The 17,087-nt window shown below is 64.0% G+C and carries 17 protein-coding genes; 8 read left to right on the top strand and 9 right to left on the bottom strand.

What is annotated here, in order from left to right; genetic code table 11:
• The first annotated feature begins 74 nt into the window (after positions 1-74).
• Both AC5J09_RS13660 and AC5J09_RS13655 read left to right on the top strand, forming a co-directional pair.
• Positions 75-761: a glutathione S-transferase family protein gene (locus AC5J09_RS13660; RefSeq protein ID WP_494297814.1), complete on the top strand. Its 687-nt coding sequence runs from the start codon at positions 75-77 to the stop codon at positions 759-761.
• A 71-nt stretch (positions 762-832) separates the two neighbouring features.
• A complete protein-coding gene (locus tag AC5J09_RS13655) occupies positions 833-2,089 on the top strand; it encodes an aminopeptidase (protein ID WP_324762732.1) in 1,257 nt (418 codons plus the stop codon).
• Between the two features lie 136 nt (positions 2,090-2,225).
• Here AC5J09_RS13655 and AC5J09_RS13650 read toward each other — a convergent pair whose 3' ends face one another.
• Complete coding sequence (locus AC5J09_RS13650) at positions 2,226-3,110, bottom strand: EamA family transporter (RefSeq protein WP_494297813.1); 885 nt, start codon at positions 3,108-3,110, stop codon at positions 2,226-2,228.
• A gap of 215 nt (positions 3,111-3,325) precedes the next feature.
• On the opposite strand from AC5J09_RS13650, the gene AC5J09_RS13645 reads away from it, so the two are divergent.
• Complete coding sequence (locus tag AC5J09_RS13645) at positions 3,326-3,820, top strand: MarR family winged helix-turn-helix transcriptional regulator (protein ID WP_275596948.1); 495 nt, start codon at positions 3,326-3,328, stop codon at positions 3,818-3,820.
• A gap of 8 nt (positions 3,821-3,828) precedes the next feature.
• On the opposite strand, the gene AC5J09_RS13640 is transcribed toward AC5J09_RS13645, so the two are convergent.
• The 3 genes from AC5J09_RS13640 to AC5J09_RS13630 form a co-directional block, all read right to left on the bottom strand.
• Positions 3,829-4,419 carry an NAD(P)H-dependent oxidoreductase gene (locus tag AC5J09_RS13640; protein ID WP_494297812.1) on the bottom strand — a complete coding sequence of 197 codons (591 nt, stop codon included), beginning with the start codon at positions 4,417-4,419 and terminating at the stop codon, positions 3,829-3,831.
• On the bottom strand, positions 4,419-5,999 hold the full coding sequence (gene xseA, locus AC5J09_RS13635; protein ID WP_324762728.1) for an exodeoxyribonuclease VII large subunit: 1,581 nt from the start codon (positions 5,997-5,999) through the stop codon (positions 4,419-4,421). Before xseA ends, AC5J09_RS13640 begins: the two co-directional genes overlap by 1 nt.
• A gap of 134 nt (positions 6,000-6,133) precedes the next feature.
• Positions 6,134-6,925, bottom strand: coding sequence for a helix-turn-helix domain-containing protein (locus AC5J09_RS13630; RefSeq protein ID WP_100669831.1), 792 nt, complete (start codon positions 6,923-6,925; stop codon positions 6,134-6,136).
• A gap of 126 nt (positions 6,926-7,051) precedes the next feature.
• Between AC5J09_RS13630 and AC5J09_RS13625 the strand changes: the two genes are divergently transcribed.
• Entirely contained in the window at positions 7,052-7,462 is a 411-nt protein-coding gene (locus AC5J09_RS13625) for a hypothetical protein (RefSeq protein ID WP_379937113.1), read from the top strand.
• A gap of 44 nt (positions 7,463-7,506) precedes the next feature.
• On the opposite strand, the gene AC5J09_RS13620 is transcribed toward AC5J09_RS13625, so the two are convergent.
• A complete protein-coding gene (locus AC5J09_RS13620; RefSeq protein WP_379937114.1) occupies positions 7,507-8,493 on the bottom strand; it encodes a Gfo/Idh/MocA family protein in 987 nt (328 codons plus the stop codon).
• Between the two features lie 217 nt (positions 8,494-8,710).
• Between AC5J09_RS13620 and AC5J09_RS13615 the strand changes: the two genes are divergently transcribed.
• Positions 8,711-9,661: an aldo/keto reductase gene (locus AC5J09_RS13615; RefSeq protein ID WP_275596953.1), complete on the top strand. Its 951-nt coding sequence runs from the start codon at positions 8,711-8,713 to the stop codon at positions 9,659-9,661.
• A gap of 16 nt (positions 9,662-9,677) precedes the next feature.
• On the opposite strand, the gene AC5J09_RS13610 is transcribed toward AC5J09_RS13615, so the two are convergent.
• Together AC5J09_RS13610 and AC5J09_RS13605 are read right to left on the bottom strand one after the other, a co-directional pair.
• Positions 9,678-10,310, bottom strand: a complete 633-nt coding sequence (locus tag AC5J09_RS13610; RefSeq protein WP_275599951.1) for a hypothetical protein — start codon at positions 10,308-10,310, stop codon at positions 9,678-9,680.
• Between the two features lie 38 nt (positions 10,311-10,348).
• Positions 10,349-11,119, bottom strand: a complete 771-nt coding sequence (locus tag AC5J09_RS13605) for an SDR family oxidoreductase (RefSeq protein WP_324762723.1) — start codon at positions 11,117-11,119, stop codon at positions 10,349-10,351.
• Between the two features lie 221 nt (positions 11,120-11,340).
• Here AC5J09_RS13605 and AC5J09_RS13600 point away from each other — a divergent pair, with 221 nt between their 5' ends.
• Positions 11,341-11,832: a YciE/YciF ferroxidase family protein gene (locus tag AC5J09_RS13600; RefSeq protein ID WP_018093900.1), complete on the top strand. Its 492-nt coding sequence runs from the start codon at positions 11,341-11,343 to the stop codon at positions 11,830-11,832.
• A 33-nt stretch (positions 11,833-11,865) separates the two neighbouring features.
• On the opposite strand, the gene AC5J09_RS13595 is transcribed toward AC5J09_RS13600, so the two are convergent.
• On the bottom strand, positions 11,866-12,756 hold the full coding sequence (locus tag AC5J09_RS13595; protein ID WP_018093899.1) for a LysR family transcriptional regulator: 891 nt from the start codon (positions 12,754-12,756) through the stop codon (positions 11,866-11,868).
• Positions 12,757-12,941: 185 nt separating this feature from the next.
• Here AC5J09_RS13595 and AC5J09_RS13590 point away from each other — a divergent pair, with 185 nt between their 5' ends.
• Both AC5J09_RS13590 and AC5J09_RS13585 read left to right on the top strand, forming a co-directional pair.
• Complete coding sequence (locus AC5J09_RS13590) at positions 12,942-13,937, top strand: aldo/keto reductase (RefSeq protein WP_494297811.1); 996 nt, start codon at positions 12,942-12,944, stop codon at positions 13,935-13,937.
• A 151-nt stretch (positions 13,938-14,088) separates the two neighbouring features.
• Complete coding sequence (locus AC5J09_RS13585; protein ID WP_100669838.1) at positions 14,089-14,448, top strand: nuclear transport factor 2 family protein; 360 nt, start codon at positions 14,089-14,091, stop codon at positions 14,446-14,448.
• 212 nt (positions 14,449-14,660) lie between these two features.
• On the opposite strand, the gene pheT is transcribed toward AC5J09_RS13585, so the two are convergent.
• Positions 14,661-17,087 (bottom strand): phenylalanine--tRNA ligase subunit beta, encoded by a 2,427-nt coding sequence (gene pheT / locus AC5J09_RS13580; protein ID WP_494297810.1) that lies wholly within the window; start codon positions 17,085-17,087, stop codon positions 14,661-14,663.

Genomic DNA, 17,087 nt, shown 5'->3' with positions numbered 1-17,087 from the left:
AATTACATCTATCTTGACCCATCTGGCAAGACAAGTTATATGCAGATGCATCTAAATCGAACCGGGAGCGACCGATGACCGCGCAACTCACCCTGATCAGCCACCATCTCTGCCCCTATGTGCAACGCGCCGCGATCGTGCTTGCGGAAAAGGGCGTGCCCTTCCAACGCGTCAATATCGATCTCGCCGACAAGCCGGACTGGTTCCTGAGGATTTCACCGCTCGGCAAGGTGCCGCTGCTGCGCATTCCCCAAAGCGAGAGCGAAGCGATCCTCTTCGAGAGCAGCGTCATCTGCGAGTATCTGGAGGAGACGCAGACCGGACCGAAGCTTCATCCCGCCGATCCGTTGCTGCGCGCGCGCCATCGCGGCTGGATGGAGTTCGGCTCTTCCATCCTTGCCGATCTCTGGGTCTACGAAACGACGCAGGACCCCGCGGCACTGGAGGCCAAGCGCAAGGTCCTCCAGGCGAAATTCGCGACCGCGGAGGCGGAGCTTGCCGAGGGTCCGTATTTTGCAGGCAGCCGCTTCAGCCTCGTCGATGCGGTCTTTGCGCCGATCTTCCGCTATTTCGACGTGTTCGATCAGATCTCCGACCGCGGCATCTTCAAGGGTCTGCCGCGGGTCGTCGCCTGGCGCGAGGCGCTGGCCGGGAGGCCGAGCGTGAAAGCCGCAGTGGGCGAGGACTATCCACAACGGCTGATGGCGTTCCTCGAGCAGCACCAAGCGGCGTTGCTCGACACCGGAAGAGTGGCGGCCTGAAGAACCCTTCTGTTTTCCGCGGAACCGGTCTAAAACCGCTGACATCCGCAAGAAGACGAGCAGGAGCCGCCATGAACGCCCCCCTCCAATCCACGAGGAATCCAATCGATCCCGTCAAGCTCGAAAAGCTCGCCGAGGTCGCCATCAAGATCGGTCTGCAATTGCAGAAGGGTCAGGACCTGGTGATGACCGCGCCGATTGCGGCGCTGCCGCTCGTGCGTCTCATCACCAAGCACGCCTATATGGCAGGCGCCGGACTGGTGACGACCTTCTACGCCGACGAGGAAGCGACGCTTGCCCGCTATGCCCATGCGCCCGACGAGAGCTTCGACCGCGCCAGCGACTGGCTCTATGAAGGCATGGCCAAAGCCTATGCCGGAGGAGCTGCGCGCCTGGCCATCGCCGGCGACAACCCGATGCTGCTTTCGGCTCAGGACCCGGCGAAGGTCGCCCGCGCCAACAAGGCGAACTCGATCGCCTACAAGCCGGCGCTCGAGAAGATCTCCAATTTCGACATCAACTGGAACATCGTCTCCTATCCGAACCCCTCCTGGGCGAAGCAGATGTTCCCGGACGATCCGGAAGCGGTCGCCGTCGAAAAACTCGCAAACGCCATCTTCGCAGCGTCGCGGGTCGACGTCGACGATCCGATCGCCGCATGGAAGGACCATAATGCCGAGCTGCACCGGCGCTCGGCCTGGCTGAACGGAGAGCGCTTCGCCGCCCTGCATTTCACCGGGCCCGGCACCGACCTCACCGTCGGACTCGCCGATGGGCATGAGTGGCACGGCGGCGCCTCGGTCGCCAAGAACGGCATCACCTGCAATCCGAACATCCCGACCGAGGAGGTGTTTACGACGCCGCACGCGCTGCGCGTCGAAGGCCATGTTTCGAGCACCAAACCGCTCTCCCACCAAGGCACGCTGATCGACAATATTCAGGTGCGTTTCGAAGCCGGCCGGATCGTCGAGGCCAAGGCTTCGCGGGGCGAAGAGGTGCTGAACAAGGTGCTCGATACCGACGAGGGCGCCCGGCGGCTCGGCGAAGTGGCGCTGGTGCCTCATTCCTCGCCGATTTCGGCCAGCGGCATCCTCTTCTACAACACGCTCTTCGACGAGAACGCCTCCTGCCACATCGCGCTCGGCCAGTGCTATTCGAAGTGCTTCCTCGACGGTGCAAGCCTCAGCCAGGAGCAGATCCGCGCCCAGGGCGGCAATTCGAGCCTGATCCACATCGACTGGATGATCGGCTCCGGCAAAGTTGACATCGACGGCGTGCGCCTCGATGGCAGCCGTGTGCCCGTCATGCGCAAGGGCGAGTGGGCCTGATCGTTTTGCGGCATGGCGGTGCCCCTCATCCGCCTGCCGCACCTTCTTCCTGCGGACGGGGCGAAGCAGACTCGCGGCAGCGTATCATTGCGGACATCCGCTCTCTCCGCTTGCGGGGAGAAGGTCGGTCCTCTGGTTAAACTCGAAGAGAGGGGGCGGATGCCGCGCGGCGCGTCGCCTGTGCATACTGGCTCATCCACACGCTTGCGAAGACGGTTGCGATCCCAAGCACCTGCACCGCCGTCAGCTGCTGATCGAGTACGGTCCAGCCGATGAGGATCGCGACGACCGGGCTCAAGAAGCCGAGCGGCGAAACCTGGGAGGGTTCGAGCCGCGATAACCCGCGGAACCAGAGCAGGTAGGTGAAGGCCGTGCCGATCAGACCGAGATAGGTAAAGCCCAGAATATTGGCTGCAGTGAGCGATGGCAAAGAGGGTTCCAGCAGGAAGGCGACCGGCACCAGAAGCAGTCCGCCGGCCGCCAATTGCCAGGCGGTGAAGGTGAGCGGCGAGACCGGCGGCGTCCAGTGTCGGCTCAGCACCGTGCCGAATGCCATGGAGACGGCGCCTGCCAAGCCAGCCGCGACGCCCATCGGATCCAGCGCCGCTTTCGGCGTCAGCACCAGGAGCGCGACCCCCGCCATGCCGGCAACGCCGGCAACGACGCTCAAGGCACGGGCCGGCGAGCCGAGAACGATGCGCGACAGGACGATCACGATCAATGGCTGAATGGCTCCGACGGTTGCCGCAACACCGCCGGGCAGCCGGTAGGCGGAAACGAAAAGCATCGTCTGGAAGAACGAGAAGTTGAGCGCGCCGAGCACGAAACTGCGCGCCAGCCATACACCCGTCGGCATTTGCCGGACGACAAGCAGCAGCAGCAGCCCTGCCGGAAGCGCCCTGAGCATTGCGACCGTGACCGGGTAACCCGCCGGCAGAAATTCCGTTGTGACCAGATAGGTACTGCCCCATATGGCCGGCGCTATGGCCGTAAGCAGAATATCGGAGCTGCGGATACCCATATCTTCACCTCAAGAATCTCTACGTCAAGTTAACTCTAATCCAATTTATCTTGACGTCAAGATACATGGTGGCTACGACTTCAGGAAGGATGAAGCGTTCACTCCGATCGCTAGAGCATTTCAACGTTTCATAGAAACACTGAAATGCTCTAACCATTTGATCCAACGCACTTCCGGACGGAAAACCGTTACACACTTTTCCTGGAAGTACTCTAATGCAGACGGATATGGATCACGTAGACAAAATCCTGGCGCAGTGGCGCAGAGAGCGGCCGGAGCTGGATGTGACGGCCATGGGTCTGCTCGGCCGACTATCGCGGCTCCGGGCCCATCTCGCTCGTGAGGTGGAAAGCACCCTTGCCGAACATGGCCTGAACTCGGCGAGTTTCGACGTGCTCGCAACGCTGCGGCGCTCCGGCCCGCCCTTCCGGCTCTCGCCGGGCGATCTGTTGGGAACGACGATGGTCACCTCCGGCACGATGACCAACCGCATCGACCAGCTCGAGAAAGCCGGGCTTGTCGAACGCCTGGACAATCCGGAAGACCGGCGCGGCGTCCTCATCGCCCTGACGCCGCAGGGTCTCAAGCGCGTGGACGCCGCAGTCACTGACCATGTTGCCAACCAGCAGCGCCTCGTTGCAGGCATAGAACCCGACGAACGGGAGGCTCTGGACGCGCTGCTCAGGAAATTCCTCGCGGTCTTCGAATAGGTCGCCGGTCAGATCCGGCTCACCAGAGCCCTCACACGCTGGAGATGGCGTTTCCGCTTCGCCTCCGTCACCCGATCCATGTCGTGCAGAGTGAGCATGCGGAAGTCCAGCCCCTTGCCGCAGAAGGCGGCGATGCCGCGCTTCAGCAGCCGCCGCACCGGATTTCCCATGTAGAGATGCACGACCCACCAGGGGGATCCGGTACTGGTCAGCGCCCAGAACAGCTTGATGTTGCCGAGGCGAGGAATGATACGGCCGCCCGCCGCATCATGGTCGAAAGCGACCCCGGGCGCAAAGACGCGATCGAAGAAACCTTTGAGGATCGCCGGAAAATTGAACCACCATTGCGGAAAGACGAGCACGAGTCCGTCCGCAGCCCGCAGCCGCTCGACCCAGCGCGATACCCCGGAGGCGTCGTAACCTTTATCGAAATAGCTGCCCCGCTCGGCCACGGTCAGCCGCGGATCGAATCCTTCGCGATAAAGGTCGAGCAGATCGACCGTATGGCCTTTGGCCTCGAGCGTCTCCCTGGCCACGCGCGCGACACTCGCAGCGAAGCTCTCTTCTAGCGGATGGGCGAGCACCATCAGGATATGCATCAGAAGAGGCTGCCCTGCTTCGTCGGCTCGCCGGAGCGCGCAGGCCGCTTCTTCGGTGACTGCGGCGGAGTGCCGTCCTCGCCGGCGACCGCCGCCACGCGGCCGTCGGCGAATTCCAGCGAAAGCGCCATCCCGGGATGCACGGCAGCTGCCTGTTTCACCGGCTCGCCCGCGGCATCGCGCACCAGCGCGAAGCCCCGCTGCAGAACGCTGTGATAGGAGAGCGACTGCAGCACGCGATCCTGCGCCGAAAGCGCGCTTTTCATCCTGCGCAGATCGGCGGCGATCGCCGCATCCCCACGCCTGCTCAGGCTGGAGACGCGATCCGATGCGCGATGAACCTGGCCGATCAGCCGTGACGGCAGAACGCGGAGCGAGGCATCGGCGGACGAAATGCGCTGAGCGCCACGTTGAAGCTTGCGCTCGACGATGCGCTCGGCCCGGTTTACGGCATCTAAGACGCGCTGGCGCCGATCGACGATCCTTGCGGTCAGGAGCTCCGGCCGGAGATGGGCCGCATTGCGCTCGAAGCTTCGCCGCTTATTGGCCGTGTTCATCTGGAGGCCACGGCCGAGTCCGGCGGCCGCCTCGTCGAAGCGACGCCGCGGCAGGGCGAGCAATTGGTCGAGCGAGGGCAGCGCCCGTGCAAGCGAACGCAGCGTCTGGCGGCGATTGTCCATCTGCCGCGCCGCGGCGCCCTTGAGCCGGGCTGCGAGACCGGCGAGCTGGGCCTCGAGATCGGCCTTCACCGGTACCGCCATCTCGGCTGCACCGGTCGGCGTCGGCGCCCGCTGGTCGGCCGCATGATCGATCAGCGTCCAGTCCGTCTCGTGACCGACGGCCGAGATCAGAGGGATGGCGGAAGCCGCCGCGGCGCGCACCATGGCCTCGTCGTTGAAGCACCAGAGATCCTCGAGGCTGCCGCCGCCGCGCGCGACGATCAGCACGTCCGGCCGAGGAATGGCGCCGCCCGGCTGCAGCGCATTGAAACCTTCGATCGCTGCCACAATCTCCTCGCAGGCGCCGTCGCCCTGCACGCGCACCGGCCAGACGATGACATGGACCGGGAAACGGTCGGCAATGCGGTGCAGGATGTCGCGGATCACAGCCCCGGTCGGCGAGGTCACGACGCCGATGACCCTCGGCATGAAAGGCAGCGGCCGCTTGCGGCCCGCATCGAAAAGCCCTTCCGCGGCAAGCTTACGCTTGCGTTCCTCGATCAGCGCCATCAGCGCACCTGCACCCGCGGGCTCCAGCGAGTCGATGACGATCTGGTACTTGGACGAGCCGGGGAAAGTCGTGACCCGGCCGGTCGCGATCACCTCCATCCCCTCCTCCGGCCGGAACTTCAGCCGCGCGAAGGTGCCCTTCCAGACGACCGCGTCGATGCGGGCGCGATCGTCCTTCAAGGCAAAATACGCGTGGCCCGACGAATGCGGACCGCGATAGCCGGAAATCTCGCCCCGCACCCGGACATGCTCGAAGGTCTGCTCGATCGTGCGCTTGATCGAGCCGGACAGTTCCGACACCGAATATTCGGCGACGTTGGAGGGAGATTCGGAATCAAAGAACGAAGTCATACGTCACTTGTAGCCGACAGAGCGGCGAAGATCAGCAGCAAGGCGCGTTTTTCTACATCGTTTCCCGTCCCGTGTGGAATGGTGAAACGATCCGGAGCAATTCTGGAAGAGTGTGCGCCTCTCCCGATATTGCTCTATTGGACGTCGCGCCCGCCCTGCCCGAAGAAGCGCCGGGTCGCGTCGTCGGCCGGAAAGAAGGATTCGATCAGAACGCCCTCGACGAGCGCGTCCTGAGTCGAGCCGAAGGTCGAAAGCGTCGTGATGAAGCTGAGCGACGCTTCGCCGACGCGCAGTTCGATGGGCAGCACCGGCAAGCGGTCCGTCGCCGGGAAGTTCTCGATCGCCATTGCCACCGCCGGGTCGGCAACCAGCCTGTCCAGCCTTCGCTGCAATGGGCTGCGCGGCCCCTGCAGCCACGCCTCCATGCGAACCCGCTGAACGAGATCGGCTGCGGCGGCTTCCCAATTGACCACGAGACCGCGGACCTTCTCCGCACCGAGAAAGCCGTCGAGGAAGTTCTCCCCCGGCTTGAACGGAACGCCCGTGGCACCGACAAGCGCGTCGAAAGCCGGGTTGGTCAGCAGCACCGTATACTGATGGTCGAAAACGAGGCCTGGATAGGGATCGTGCCGGTCGAGCATCAGCCGGATGGCATGCGCGACAGCCGGAGGCATTGCATCGAGACCCGTCGCAGGCCGCGCCGCAACGCGCGGCCGGTAGCCCGCCGCGGTGAAGAGCGTGCCCTGTTCACGCGCGGGGACGTCGAGAACCGAGGCGAGCCGCAGGATCATTCCCTCGGACGGCTTGGAGCGGCCCGTCTCCAGAAACGAGAGATGGCGCGCGGAAATGCCCGCCGCCATTGCGAGGTCGAGTTGGCTCATGCGGCGATGTCCTCGCCATTCCTTCAGGCGGCTGCCGAATTCCATCTTTATCTTCCCTGTTGCGGGGGCAGCGTCGCCCGAACGCGGCACAAAATACATTACCTCGGAGGTAATTGGTTTAATGACCGCTCTGGTCCAGCATCTGCCCATCGACAACCGATGGAGACAGATATGTTCGACCTTTCCACCCGCTCTCTTCTCAACAAGACATTTCTCGCCGACGGCATCTTTTCGCTGATCGCCGGCTCGGCTCTCCTCGCGGCAGCGCCACCGATTGCGGCGGTCGTCAGTCCCGCCCTGTCGCCTGCGGTGATCATGGCGCTTGGCGCTGGGCTCCTCGTCTGGGGCGCCTTCCACCTTGCCGCGGCCAGAAAAGAAGGGCCGAGCGCCCTCGCAACGCGGATCAGCATCGCCGGCGACATACTCTGGCAGGTCGGAAGCCTGGCCATTCTTGCGTCTGCCTATTCGGCCTTGACGATCGCAGGACTGGCGCTGATCGTCGTGGCCATGGTGGGCGTCGCCGACTTTCTCTTCTTCAAGATGCGGGGCGCGTCTCAGGCGCGGCTGATCCAGGCGGCATGAAAGGATAGGCCCGGCGCAAAAGGCGCCGGGCCGATCCTTTAGCTTCAGACGGGCTCCCAGCCGTCTTTTTCGCTGGCGCGGTAGATCGCGTCGATGAACATCTGGTTCAGGCGCGAGTTTTCCAGCGTCACCACATCCTCCGCTTCACCTTTCGCAGCACGTGCGAAGGCCTCGGCCTCGAGCTTGTACTGACGCGCATCCTGGAAGCGGAAGAGCTGCGACTGGCCGTGGTTCTGGTTGGTCAATTCCACCTCTTCCCGGCCGTAGCGATCGGCATTGAAGGGCGATTTCACCTCGATGTAGCCCTTGTCGCCGTGGAAGACCATGACCTGGCGGGCGGCGAGCTGTGTCGAGATATAGAAGCTCAGCTCGAAATCGCCGAAGTCGGCACGAACGCTCGAATAGATGTCGGTGCCGAATTCCGGATCGCGCTCGGTACTGGCCTGGACGCGCAGCGGCTCCCTGCCGGTCGAAAACCGGGTCGTGATTGCCGGATAGACGCCGATATCCGGCAGACCGCCGCCGCCGAGTGAGGGGACGTTGCGCATGTTGCCGGGATCGCGGTTGTAATAGGTGAAGGCGCCCTGGACATGCCTGAGGCGCCCGATGGCACCTTCCGCGATGAGCGAGCGCACCTTCCGCCAGACGGGGCTGTAGGTCACCATATAGGCTTCCGAGATCAGCACCCTGTTGCGCTCGCGCGCCGCGATCACGGCATCGATCTCTTCGGCCTTGAGCGCCAGCGGCTTCTCGCAAAGCACATGCTTTCCGGCATCCGCCGCCTTGATCGCCCATTCGACATGTTGCGACGTCGGCAGCGGGATATAGACGGCGTCGATCGTGTCGGAGGCGAGCATTTCTTCATAGGAGCCGAAGGCATGCGGCACGGAGAAACGGTCGGCCATGGTCCTCGCCTTGGCGAGATCGCGGCTCGCGATCGCCGTGACGACGCAGTTCTCGGCGTCCTGGATGGCGGGTACGACGAGCTCGCGGCCAATCTTGGCCGTCGACAAAATTCCGAAACGCAGCATGAGGCAGACTCCTTTTCGTGCGCGGCGCGAAGGACGCGCGACATTCCCCTGGGTCACTAGCTGCGCCGAGACTATCCCCGAGGTACGTACCTAGCAAGCCGTGGCGAGGTCAGAAAAACCACGAATGCCGGTGTCATTCGATGGCGAGCTGGCCTATGTTTTTGCCGCAATCCTCCCCATCGCAGCTTGTTTTCATCCAACCACATGGAGCGAAACCATGAAAATGCGCAGACTTGGCCGTACCGGCCTCTCGATTGCCCCGCTCGTCTTCGGCGGCAACGTCTTCGGCTGGACCGCGGATGAGAAAACGTCGTTCTCGCTTCTCGATGCCTTTTTCGATGCAGGTTTTAACGCCGTCGACACCGCCGACGTCTATTCCTCCTGGGCGCCGGGCAACAGAGGCGGCGAGTCGGAAACGATCATCGGCAAATGGCTGAAGCAATCCGGACGCTCGCGCGACAGCGCCGTCATCGTCACCAAGGTCGGTTCGGAGCTCGGACCCGACCGCAAGGGCCTCTCGCGGCACTGGATCATGCAGGCAGTCGAGGAATCGCTGAAACGCCTGCAGACCGATTATATCGACCTCTATCTCTCCCACTGGCCGGACCCCGACACACCCTATGAAGAGACGCTTGCCGCCTACGATGCGCTTCTCTCCCAGGGCAAGCTGCGGGCGATCGGCGCATCGAATCTCGATGCGCAGCAGATGCGCGACGCTCTCGACGTCGCGGCGGCGAACGGCCTGCCCCGCTACGACGTGCTGCAGCCCGAATACAATCTCTACGACCGCGCTTCCTATGACGGTCCGCTACGCAATCTCTGCATCGCCGAGGAGATCGGCGTCATCACCTATTTCAGCCTTGCGAGAGGCTTTCTTTCCGGCAAGTACCGCTCACACAAGGATCTGGAAGGCTCCGCTCGCGGCGGCGGCGTCGAAAAATATCTCGACGGACGCGGCATGCGGATTCTCGGCGTCTTGGATGAAATCGCCGAGGAGACCGGCGCGAAACAGGCGGAGATCGCGCTGGCCTGGATCATCGCCCGCGACGGCGTCACCGCACCGATCGCCAGCGCCACCAATGCCGACCAGCTGGCAAGTCTGGTGAGATCGGCGGAATTGACGTTGCCGGAAGAGGCGATAAGACGGCTGAACGAAGTGAGCGAATAGAGGGGATTTGCCCTCGTCAGGAAGACCCGCCCCCGGCCGCAAGCTTCGGAAACCCTGGGTAAAGTTGCGCATGACTGCCCTCGTGGTTGGCCATGCCGGGCCTGGTCAGCAGCCCGCGCGGCTCGGCGTAGCTGCTGATCCTGCGGCGCGGCCTCTCGTGCCACTGGATGTTGAAGGCCCAAAGCTTGGGAAAAAAGCAGAGCGAGGCGTAGGGAAGGTGGTCGTGAATCCACCAGGCCAGGCTCTGCCAGCCGCCTTCGTGACGTTCCCGGTCCCAGACCCAGGGAATGGCGATGCAGGCGGTGGCCCCCATGCAGCCCTCCGCATCGCGCATGTCCCAGATATGGTCGGCGGCCGTTGCCGCATTCGTCGAGCAGTTGAGCCTGTTGGCGTTGCCAAAGGCGTTCACGGCACGGTTTCGGTAGCCCGAGCGGATGTGCAGCCGACCGAAGGTCGCCTCGAGCGGTTCCAGAAGTTCGCCGCACAGTTTCCGTCCGGCCTCGATCGCCAGTTCCGGATCGTCGGGGATATTCGGAATCCCGTAGAACTCCGCGATCTCGGAGTGAAGGAAATCGCGCAGGAAAAAGTTCTTCGAGAGGCGTACGCGCCCGAGGTCTTCAAGCGATTTCATCGACCCAGGTTTCTTCATGCTTCCCTGCTTTCAGTTGCTGTGCTCACGCTCTGCGCTCACGCCTTCGCCACCGAAGCGCCGCCGTCGGCCAGCAGCGCCGCGCCGGTCACGAAGCTGGCACCGTCCGAGGCGAGATAAAGCGCCGCTTCGGCGATTTCCTCGGGTCGCGCAATGCGCTTCAATGCGTGCAGCCCTTCCACGAAACCGCGCGTCTCGGGCGCCGCTCCCGGGAGGTTCGCGAAATTGGCGGGCGTGTCGGTGCCGCCGGGCAGCAGCGCGTTCACGCGGATGCCGCGCGCGCCAAGCTCGACGGCCAGCGCCTGCACCAGCCCGATCAGTCCCGCCTTGCTCGCCGCATAGGGGGCGACCCCGGCAAAGCCGGCCGTGTGGCCGACGAAGCTCGAAGTGAAGGTGAGCGAACCACTGCCCCGCGCCGCGATTGCCGGAACCTGATACTTCACCGCCAGGAAGGCGCTCGTCAAATTGGTATCGAGCGTCTCGCGCCAGCCTTCGACGCTGAGCGACGAAATCTCTCCCATCGCACCGAGCGCCCCGGCATTGTTGAAGGCGGTATCGAGCCCGCCGAAGCGGCGCACCGCCAGTTCGACCAGCGCCTCATGCAGGGCTTCGTCGCGCACGTCGCCGGCAAGCGCTGCCGCCTCGCCGCCCTCTCGGGCAATCTCGTCGGTAAGCTCCGCAAGCGCATTCTCGTTGCGGGCGGTGACCACGACCTTTGCCGCCTCGCGCGCAAAGAGCAGCGCGGCGGCGCGGCCGATACCCGAGCTTGCGCCGGTGACGATCGCGATCTTACCTTCCAGTCTCGACATGATTCTTCTCCATCCGATTGCGTTGACGGCGGGACCATTGCCGATGCGCCACGCTGCAACCACCCGATTTCCGCCTGAAGTGAAACGGACACCCTTCGCGAAAGCGACGAATTTGACCCGCGTCTCATGCGCTTTTTGCAGTCGCGAGGAACAAATCTTCGCCCTTTGCTGTTGATTGCGGGTCGAAGGCAACACGAAGCAGACGAGGAAGGAAACCCGAAATGGCCAAAGAAAAAACGCTGGACGACCTGTTCCACGATACGCTCAAGGACATCTATTATGCCGAGCGGAAAATCCTGAAGGCTTTGCCGAAGATGGCGCGCGCAGCCCAGGCCCCTGAGCTAAAGGCCGCGTTCGAGAAGCACAAGGAGCAGACCGAGACCCATGTGGAGCGGCTGCAGCAGGTATTCGAAATGATCGGCAAGCGGCCGCAGGGCAAGACCTGTGAGGCGATCGAGGGCATCGTCGCCGAGGGCGAAGAGATCATGGACGAATTCAAGGGCACGGCCGCGCTCGATGCGGGCCTCATCTCCGCCGCGCAAGCGGTCGAGCATTATGAAATCTCCCGCTACGGCACCCTGAAGACCTGGGCAAAGACCATCGGTCTCAAGGATGCGGTATCGCTGCTCGACGCGACTTTGAAGGAAGAAGTCGTCACCGACGAGGACCTGACGAAACTCGCGATGGCCCAAGTGAACAAGAAGGCCGCGTAAGCCGTCACGACGGCCGGCGCTCCCCGCCGGCCGTCACCCGCTGTGGCGGAAGAAATCGATGAAGGCCCGGAGCGCCGGACGCATCAGCCGGCGGGTTGGATAATAGAGGAAGGGGCCCGCATAGGGCGCGCACCAGTCCTCGAGCACCCGGACCAATTTGCCCTCACCTACATATCCGCTGACGCGCGGCTCGAAGAGATAGGCGAGCCCCGCACCGCCGATCGCAGCCTCGATGATCGGCCGGTCCTCGCCCAGAATGAGCGGGCCGTTCACCGAAACGGTCAGTTCCTCCCCCTCTTTCTCGAACTCCCAGCGATATAAGGTGCCGTTGGAGAAGCGGCGGCGGATGCAGCGATGGCCCGCCAGATCGCGCGGGTGCCGCGGCCGCTGGAAGCGCTCGAAATAGGTCGGTGCGGCGACGACCGCGCTTTTCAGTTCCGGCCCGACCTTCACCGCGACCATATCGGCCTCCAGGCTCTCGCCGAGCCTGATGCCGGCGTCATACCCCTCCTCGACAATATCGGTGAAGCCGTCCTCATTGGCGATTTCGAGGACGATGTCCGGATAGCGCCCGAGGAAGTCGCCAAGGCGCGGCGCCAGAATGAGGTCGGCTGCAAAACGAGGGGCGGTGACGCGCAGTTTTCCGGCCGGACGATCGCGCGCCTCCGCCGCCCGCTGCAGCGCCTCGGCAATGTCGTCGAGCGCCGGCCGCAGCCGCTCCAGCAGGCGCTTTCCCTCCTCCGTGGCCGCGACGCTGCGCGTCGTGCGCGCGAGGAGACGAACGCCGAGGCTCGCCTCCAGACTGCCCACGGCGTGGCTGACGGCAGATGGCGCGATGCCGAGTTCCTTCGCCGCCCCGCGAAAGCTGCCATGGGCGGCGACGGCGGAAAGGACGGCCAGTTGGGAGAGCTGTGTGCGGTTCATTGATCGAAATAATAGAACAGCCCGTGAGAATTGACAGAGATTTTCAACCGGCCGCGCGGCACCTATCTTCGCCTTGTCGTCGGGCCCATGCCGAAAGGCTCAGTCCAGCGATATGCTTCTCCATCTTCTTCGCGAACGCCGTATGCCACCCCGCAGGCCGCGCGTTCAGCCCGAAAGGAAATCCAATGAAGACCCGCAAGCTCGGCAATGAACTCACCGTTTCGGCCGTCGGCCTCGGCTGCATGGGCATGAGCTTCGCCTATGGCGAAGCCGACGAGAGCCAATCGATCCGCACGCTACACCGCGCCATCGAACTCGGCGTCGACTTCTTCGATACGGCGGAAGTTTATGGGCCTTATGAGAACGAGAAGCTCCTGGGCAAGGCGCTGAAGAACCGGCGAGACCAGGTGGTGATCGCCACCAAGTTCGGTTTCCGCATCGACCCCGACAAACCCGCCGCCGAGGCAGTCAAAGGCGTCGACGGCCGGCCGGAAAATGCGAAAGCCGTCGCCGAGGCCTCCCTCAAGCGACTCGGAACGGACGTCATCGACCTCTATTACCAGCACCGCATCGATCCCGCCGTGCCGATCGAGGAAACCGTCGGCGCGATGGCGGAACTGGTGAAGGAGGGCAAGGTGCGCGCACTCGGGCTTTCCGAGGCAAGCGCCGCCACCATACGCCGTGCCCATGCCGTGCATCCGATCGCAGCGATACAAAGCGAGTATTCGCTCTGGTCGCGCGACCCGGAACAGGAGGTGCTCGATACCTGCCGCGAACTGGGGATCGGCTTCGTGCCCTACAGTCCGCTCGGGCGTGGCATGCTGACGGGCACCATCCGCAAGGTCGAAGACCTCGCTGCCGACGATTTTCGCCGGTCGCTGCCGCGCTTCCAACAGGAGAACTTCGAGGCCAACGCCGCGCTGGTCGCAACCCTCGAAAGGCTGGCCGCGGAAAGAGGCGTGACGGCCGCCCAACTCGCACTCGCCTGGGTGGTCAACCAGGGAGATGACATCGTTCCGATCCCGGGCGCGCGCAGGATCGAGCATCTGGAGCAGAACGTGGCTGCCGCCGGAATCGTCCTCACCGACAGGGAACGCGCCGAACTCGGCGAAGCGCTCTCGCCAACGCTGGTCGCTGGAAAACGCTATTCCGACGCGTCGCTGGCAATGACGAACAGGTGAAGACCCGGCCGGCAGCGTCGAAGTCCTGGAGGGCATCGCAATTCCATTGCGATGTCCTACCTATGAGAAGATGTCCGCCTTCGTGGGAACAGGAGCGGCCTGCGGGGCGGATAGCCGCGTCTGTCACCGCTCCGGAAAGGAGGAAAAAACCATGTCCGAAGAGCAGGCCATCAGCGCGGTCGTCCATCTTTATGTCGACGGCATGGCCTTCGCCAACGAGGGAGCTTTGCGCAAGGCCTTCCATCCGAGCGCATCGATCGTCGGCAACGCAGGAGGAGCCGTCGAGTGGCAGACACGCGACGCCTTCATCGCCTCCATCGTGAGGGAAGGCGCGGCGTCCCCGGATACGCAGCCGCTCATGGAAGTGGAGATGGTCCACATCACCGGCGACGTCGCCAGCGTGAAGGTGATCGATGAATTCGCCGGCGCGCGCTATTCCGATTACCTGTCCTTGCTGAAGGTCGACGGGCGATGGCTGATCGTCAACAAGGTCTGGCACCGGCATGGCTAGTTGCGCGTCTCATAAGACGCGGCGGCGCTGTAGGACTTTTCGGAGGATTGCAATCTCTGCTTTTTCCTCATCCCTGCGCTCGTCACAGGGATGAGAGCAGCGCCGCGTGTGCGGCGCGGAAGCGTTCTTTCAGCCCAAGGACTTGGGCTGGCTGGATTCCTGTGACGAGCACAGGAATGAGGAAACCAAACCGGCTCCCCCTCACCTATTCATCAAGCGCGCAGCACGCCCCCGGTGCTCTTTGCCACGTTGGCGACGATGCGCGAGGTCAGCGCCTCGAAATCCTCATCGGTCAGCGTGCGCTCTACCGGCTGGATCGTTACCTCGATCGCTACCGACTTCCTGCCCTCGCCGAGAGATGCGCCTTCGAAGACGTCGAAGACGTTGACGGCCGCAACCAGTTTGCGGTCGGCGCCGGACGCGGCCCTGACGATCGCAGCGGCCTCGACCGCCTTGTCTACGACGAAGGCGAAGTCGCGTTTGACTGCCTGGAAGGGCGAAAGCTCCAGTGCCGGCTTGGTGCGGGTCGCCTTCTTCTTCGGCTCCGGCATGGCATCGATATAGATCTCGAAGCCTGAAAGCGGCCCGGAGACGTCGAGGGCGTCCAAGGTCTTCGGGTGGAACTCCCCGAAAGCGCCGAGCACGATCTTCGGGCCCAGCTTGATCGTTGCCGAGCGGCCGGGATGATACCAGGCGGGACCGCCGGCTTCGAACTGGACATTGGCCATCGGCACGCCGCAGGCCTCGAGCACGGCGATGGCATCGGCCTTCGCGTCGAAAACATCGACCGGCTTGCCGCCGCCCTTTACGGCGTTCGACCACGACCGGCCGGTGCCGTTGAGCGATGCGGTGCCGCGGCGGATGCCGCCGGCGACGCGGCGCTGCGCCTCGGGCGTGTCGCCCTCATAGATGCCGGAAACCTCGAAGATCGCGACATCGCCGTAGCCCTTGTCGGCATTGCGCTGCGCCGCGGCCAGGAGGCCCGGCAGGAGCGACGGCCGCATGTCCGACATGTCGGCGGCGATCGGATTGGCCAGCTTCAGTTCCGGCCGGCCGCCGCCGAAGAGTTTTGCATGCTCTTCCGGGATGAAGGACCAGGTGACGGCTTCGAGCATGCCGCGGCTTGCGAGCGCACGCCGCGCCTGGCGCGTGCGGATCTGCAGCACCGTCAGGATCTTGCCGTTGACGGCATTGTGGCTTGCAAGCGGCGCGGCGACGATGTTGTCGACGCCATGGATGCGCATGACCTCCTCTACGAGGTCCGCCTTGCCGTCGATGTCCGGCCGCCAGGAAGGGACGGTTACCGTCAGGCGTTCGCCGGAGCCCTCGACGCCGAAGCCGAGCTTCCTGAGGATGGAAACGCTCTCCTCGGAGGAGACCTCGAGGCCGGTCAGGCGCTTGACCTCTGAGACCGGGAAATCGAGGGACTTGGGCTCGTGGCCCTCATAACCGACGACGTCCATCTTGGCCGCGGTACCACCGCAGAGCTCCAGCACCAGTTCGGTCGCCCGTTCGAGGCCAGGCGCCATGTATTCCGGATCGACGCCGCGCTCGAAGCGGTAGCGCGCATCGGTGATGATGCCGAGCGTGCGGCCGGTCTTGGCGATGTTCATCGGATCCCAGAGCGCCGATTCGATCAGCACGTCGGTCGTCGCCTCGTCACAGCCGGAATGCTCGCCGCCCATGATGCCGCCGATCGACTCGACGCCTTCTTCGTCGGCGATCACCACATTGGCGGGCGACAGCGTATATTCGCGCGTGTCGAGCGCCAGCACCTTTTCGCCTTCCCTGGCACGGCGGACCGTCAGGTTGCCCTCGACCTTCGCCGCGTCGAAGACATGCAGCGGCCGGCCCTGGTCGAAGGTCAGGTAATTGGTGATATCGACCAGCGCGTTGATCGGGCGGAGGCCGATGGCAGTCAGCCGCTGGCGCATCCAGGCGGGGCTCGGGCCGTTCTTCACGCCGCGCACGAGGCGAAGCGCGAAGCCGGGGCAGAGATGCCTGTCCTCGCCGAGATCGAGGCGGACCTTGACGGGCGTCTCGCCTTCCACGGCGAAGGACGGCGCCGGCCGCGTCTTCAAGGTGCCGAGACCGGATGCCGCGAGATCGCGGGCAATGCCGTGGACGCTGGTGCAATCCGGCCGGTTCGGCGTCAGGTTGATTTCGATGACCGGGTCGTCGAGGCCGGCATAGGTCGCATAGCTGGTGCCGACCGGCGCGTTCTCGGGCAGATCGATGATGCCGGTGTGGTCGTCGGAGATCTCCAGCTCCTTTTCCGAGCACATCATGCCGCGGCTTTCGACGCCACGGATGTTGCCGACGGAGAGCGTCACGCCGATGCCGGGCACATGGGTGCCGGGCGCGGCAAAGGCACCGACGAGGCCCTTGCGCGCGTTCGGCGCGCCGCAGACGACCTGCACCGGCTCGCCGGAGCCGGTGTCGACCATCAGCACTCTGAGCTTGTCGGCATTCGGGTGCTGCTCGGCGGAGATCACCCTGGCGATGACGAAGGGCTTGAACGCCGCCTTGTCGTCGACATCCTCGACTTCCAGCCCGATCATCGTCAGGCGGGCGCAGATTTCCTCGAGCGAGGCGTCGGTTTCCAGATGGTCCTTCAGCCAGGAAAGCGTGAACTTCAT

This window comes from Sinorhizobium sp., from assembly GCF_059070375.1.
Note: the sequence above shows the minus strand (reverse complement) of the source record. Positions and strands in the feature narration are given on the sequence as shown.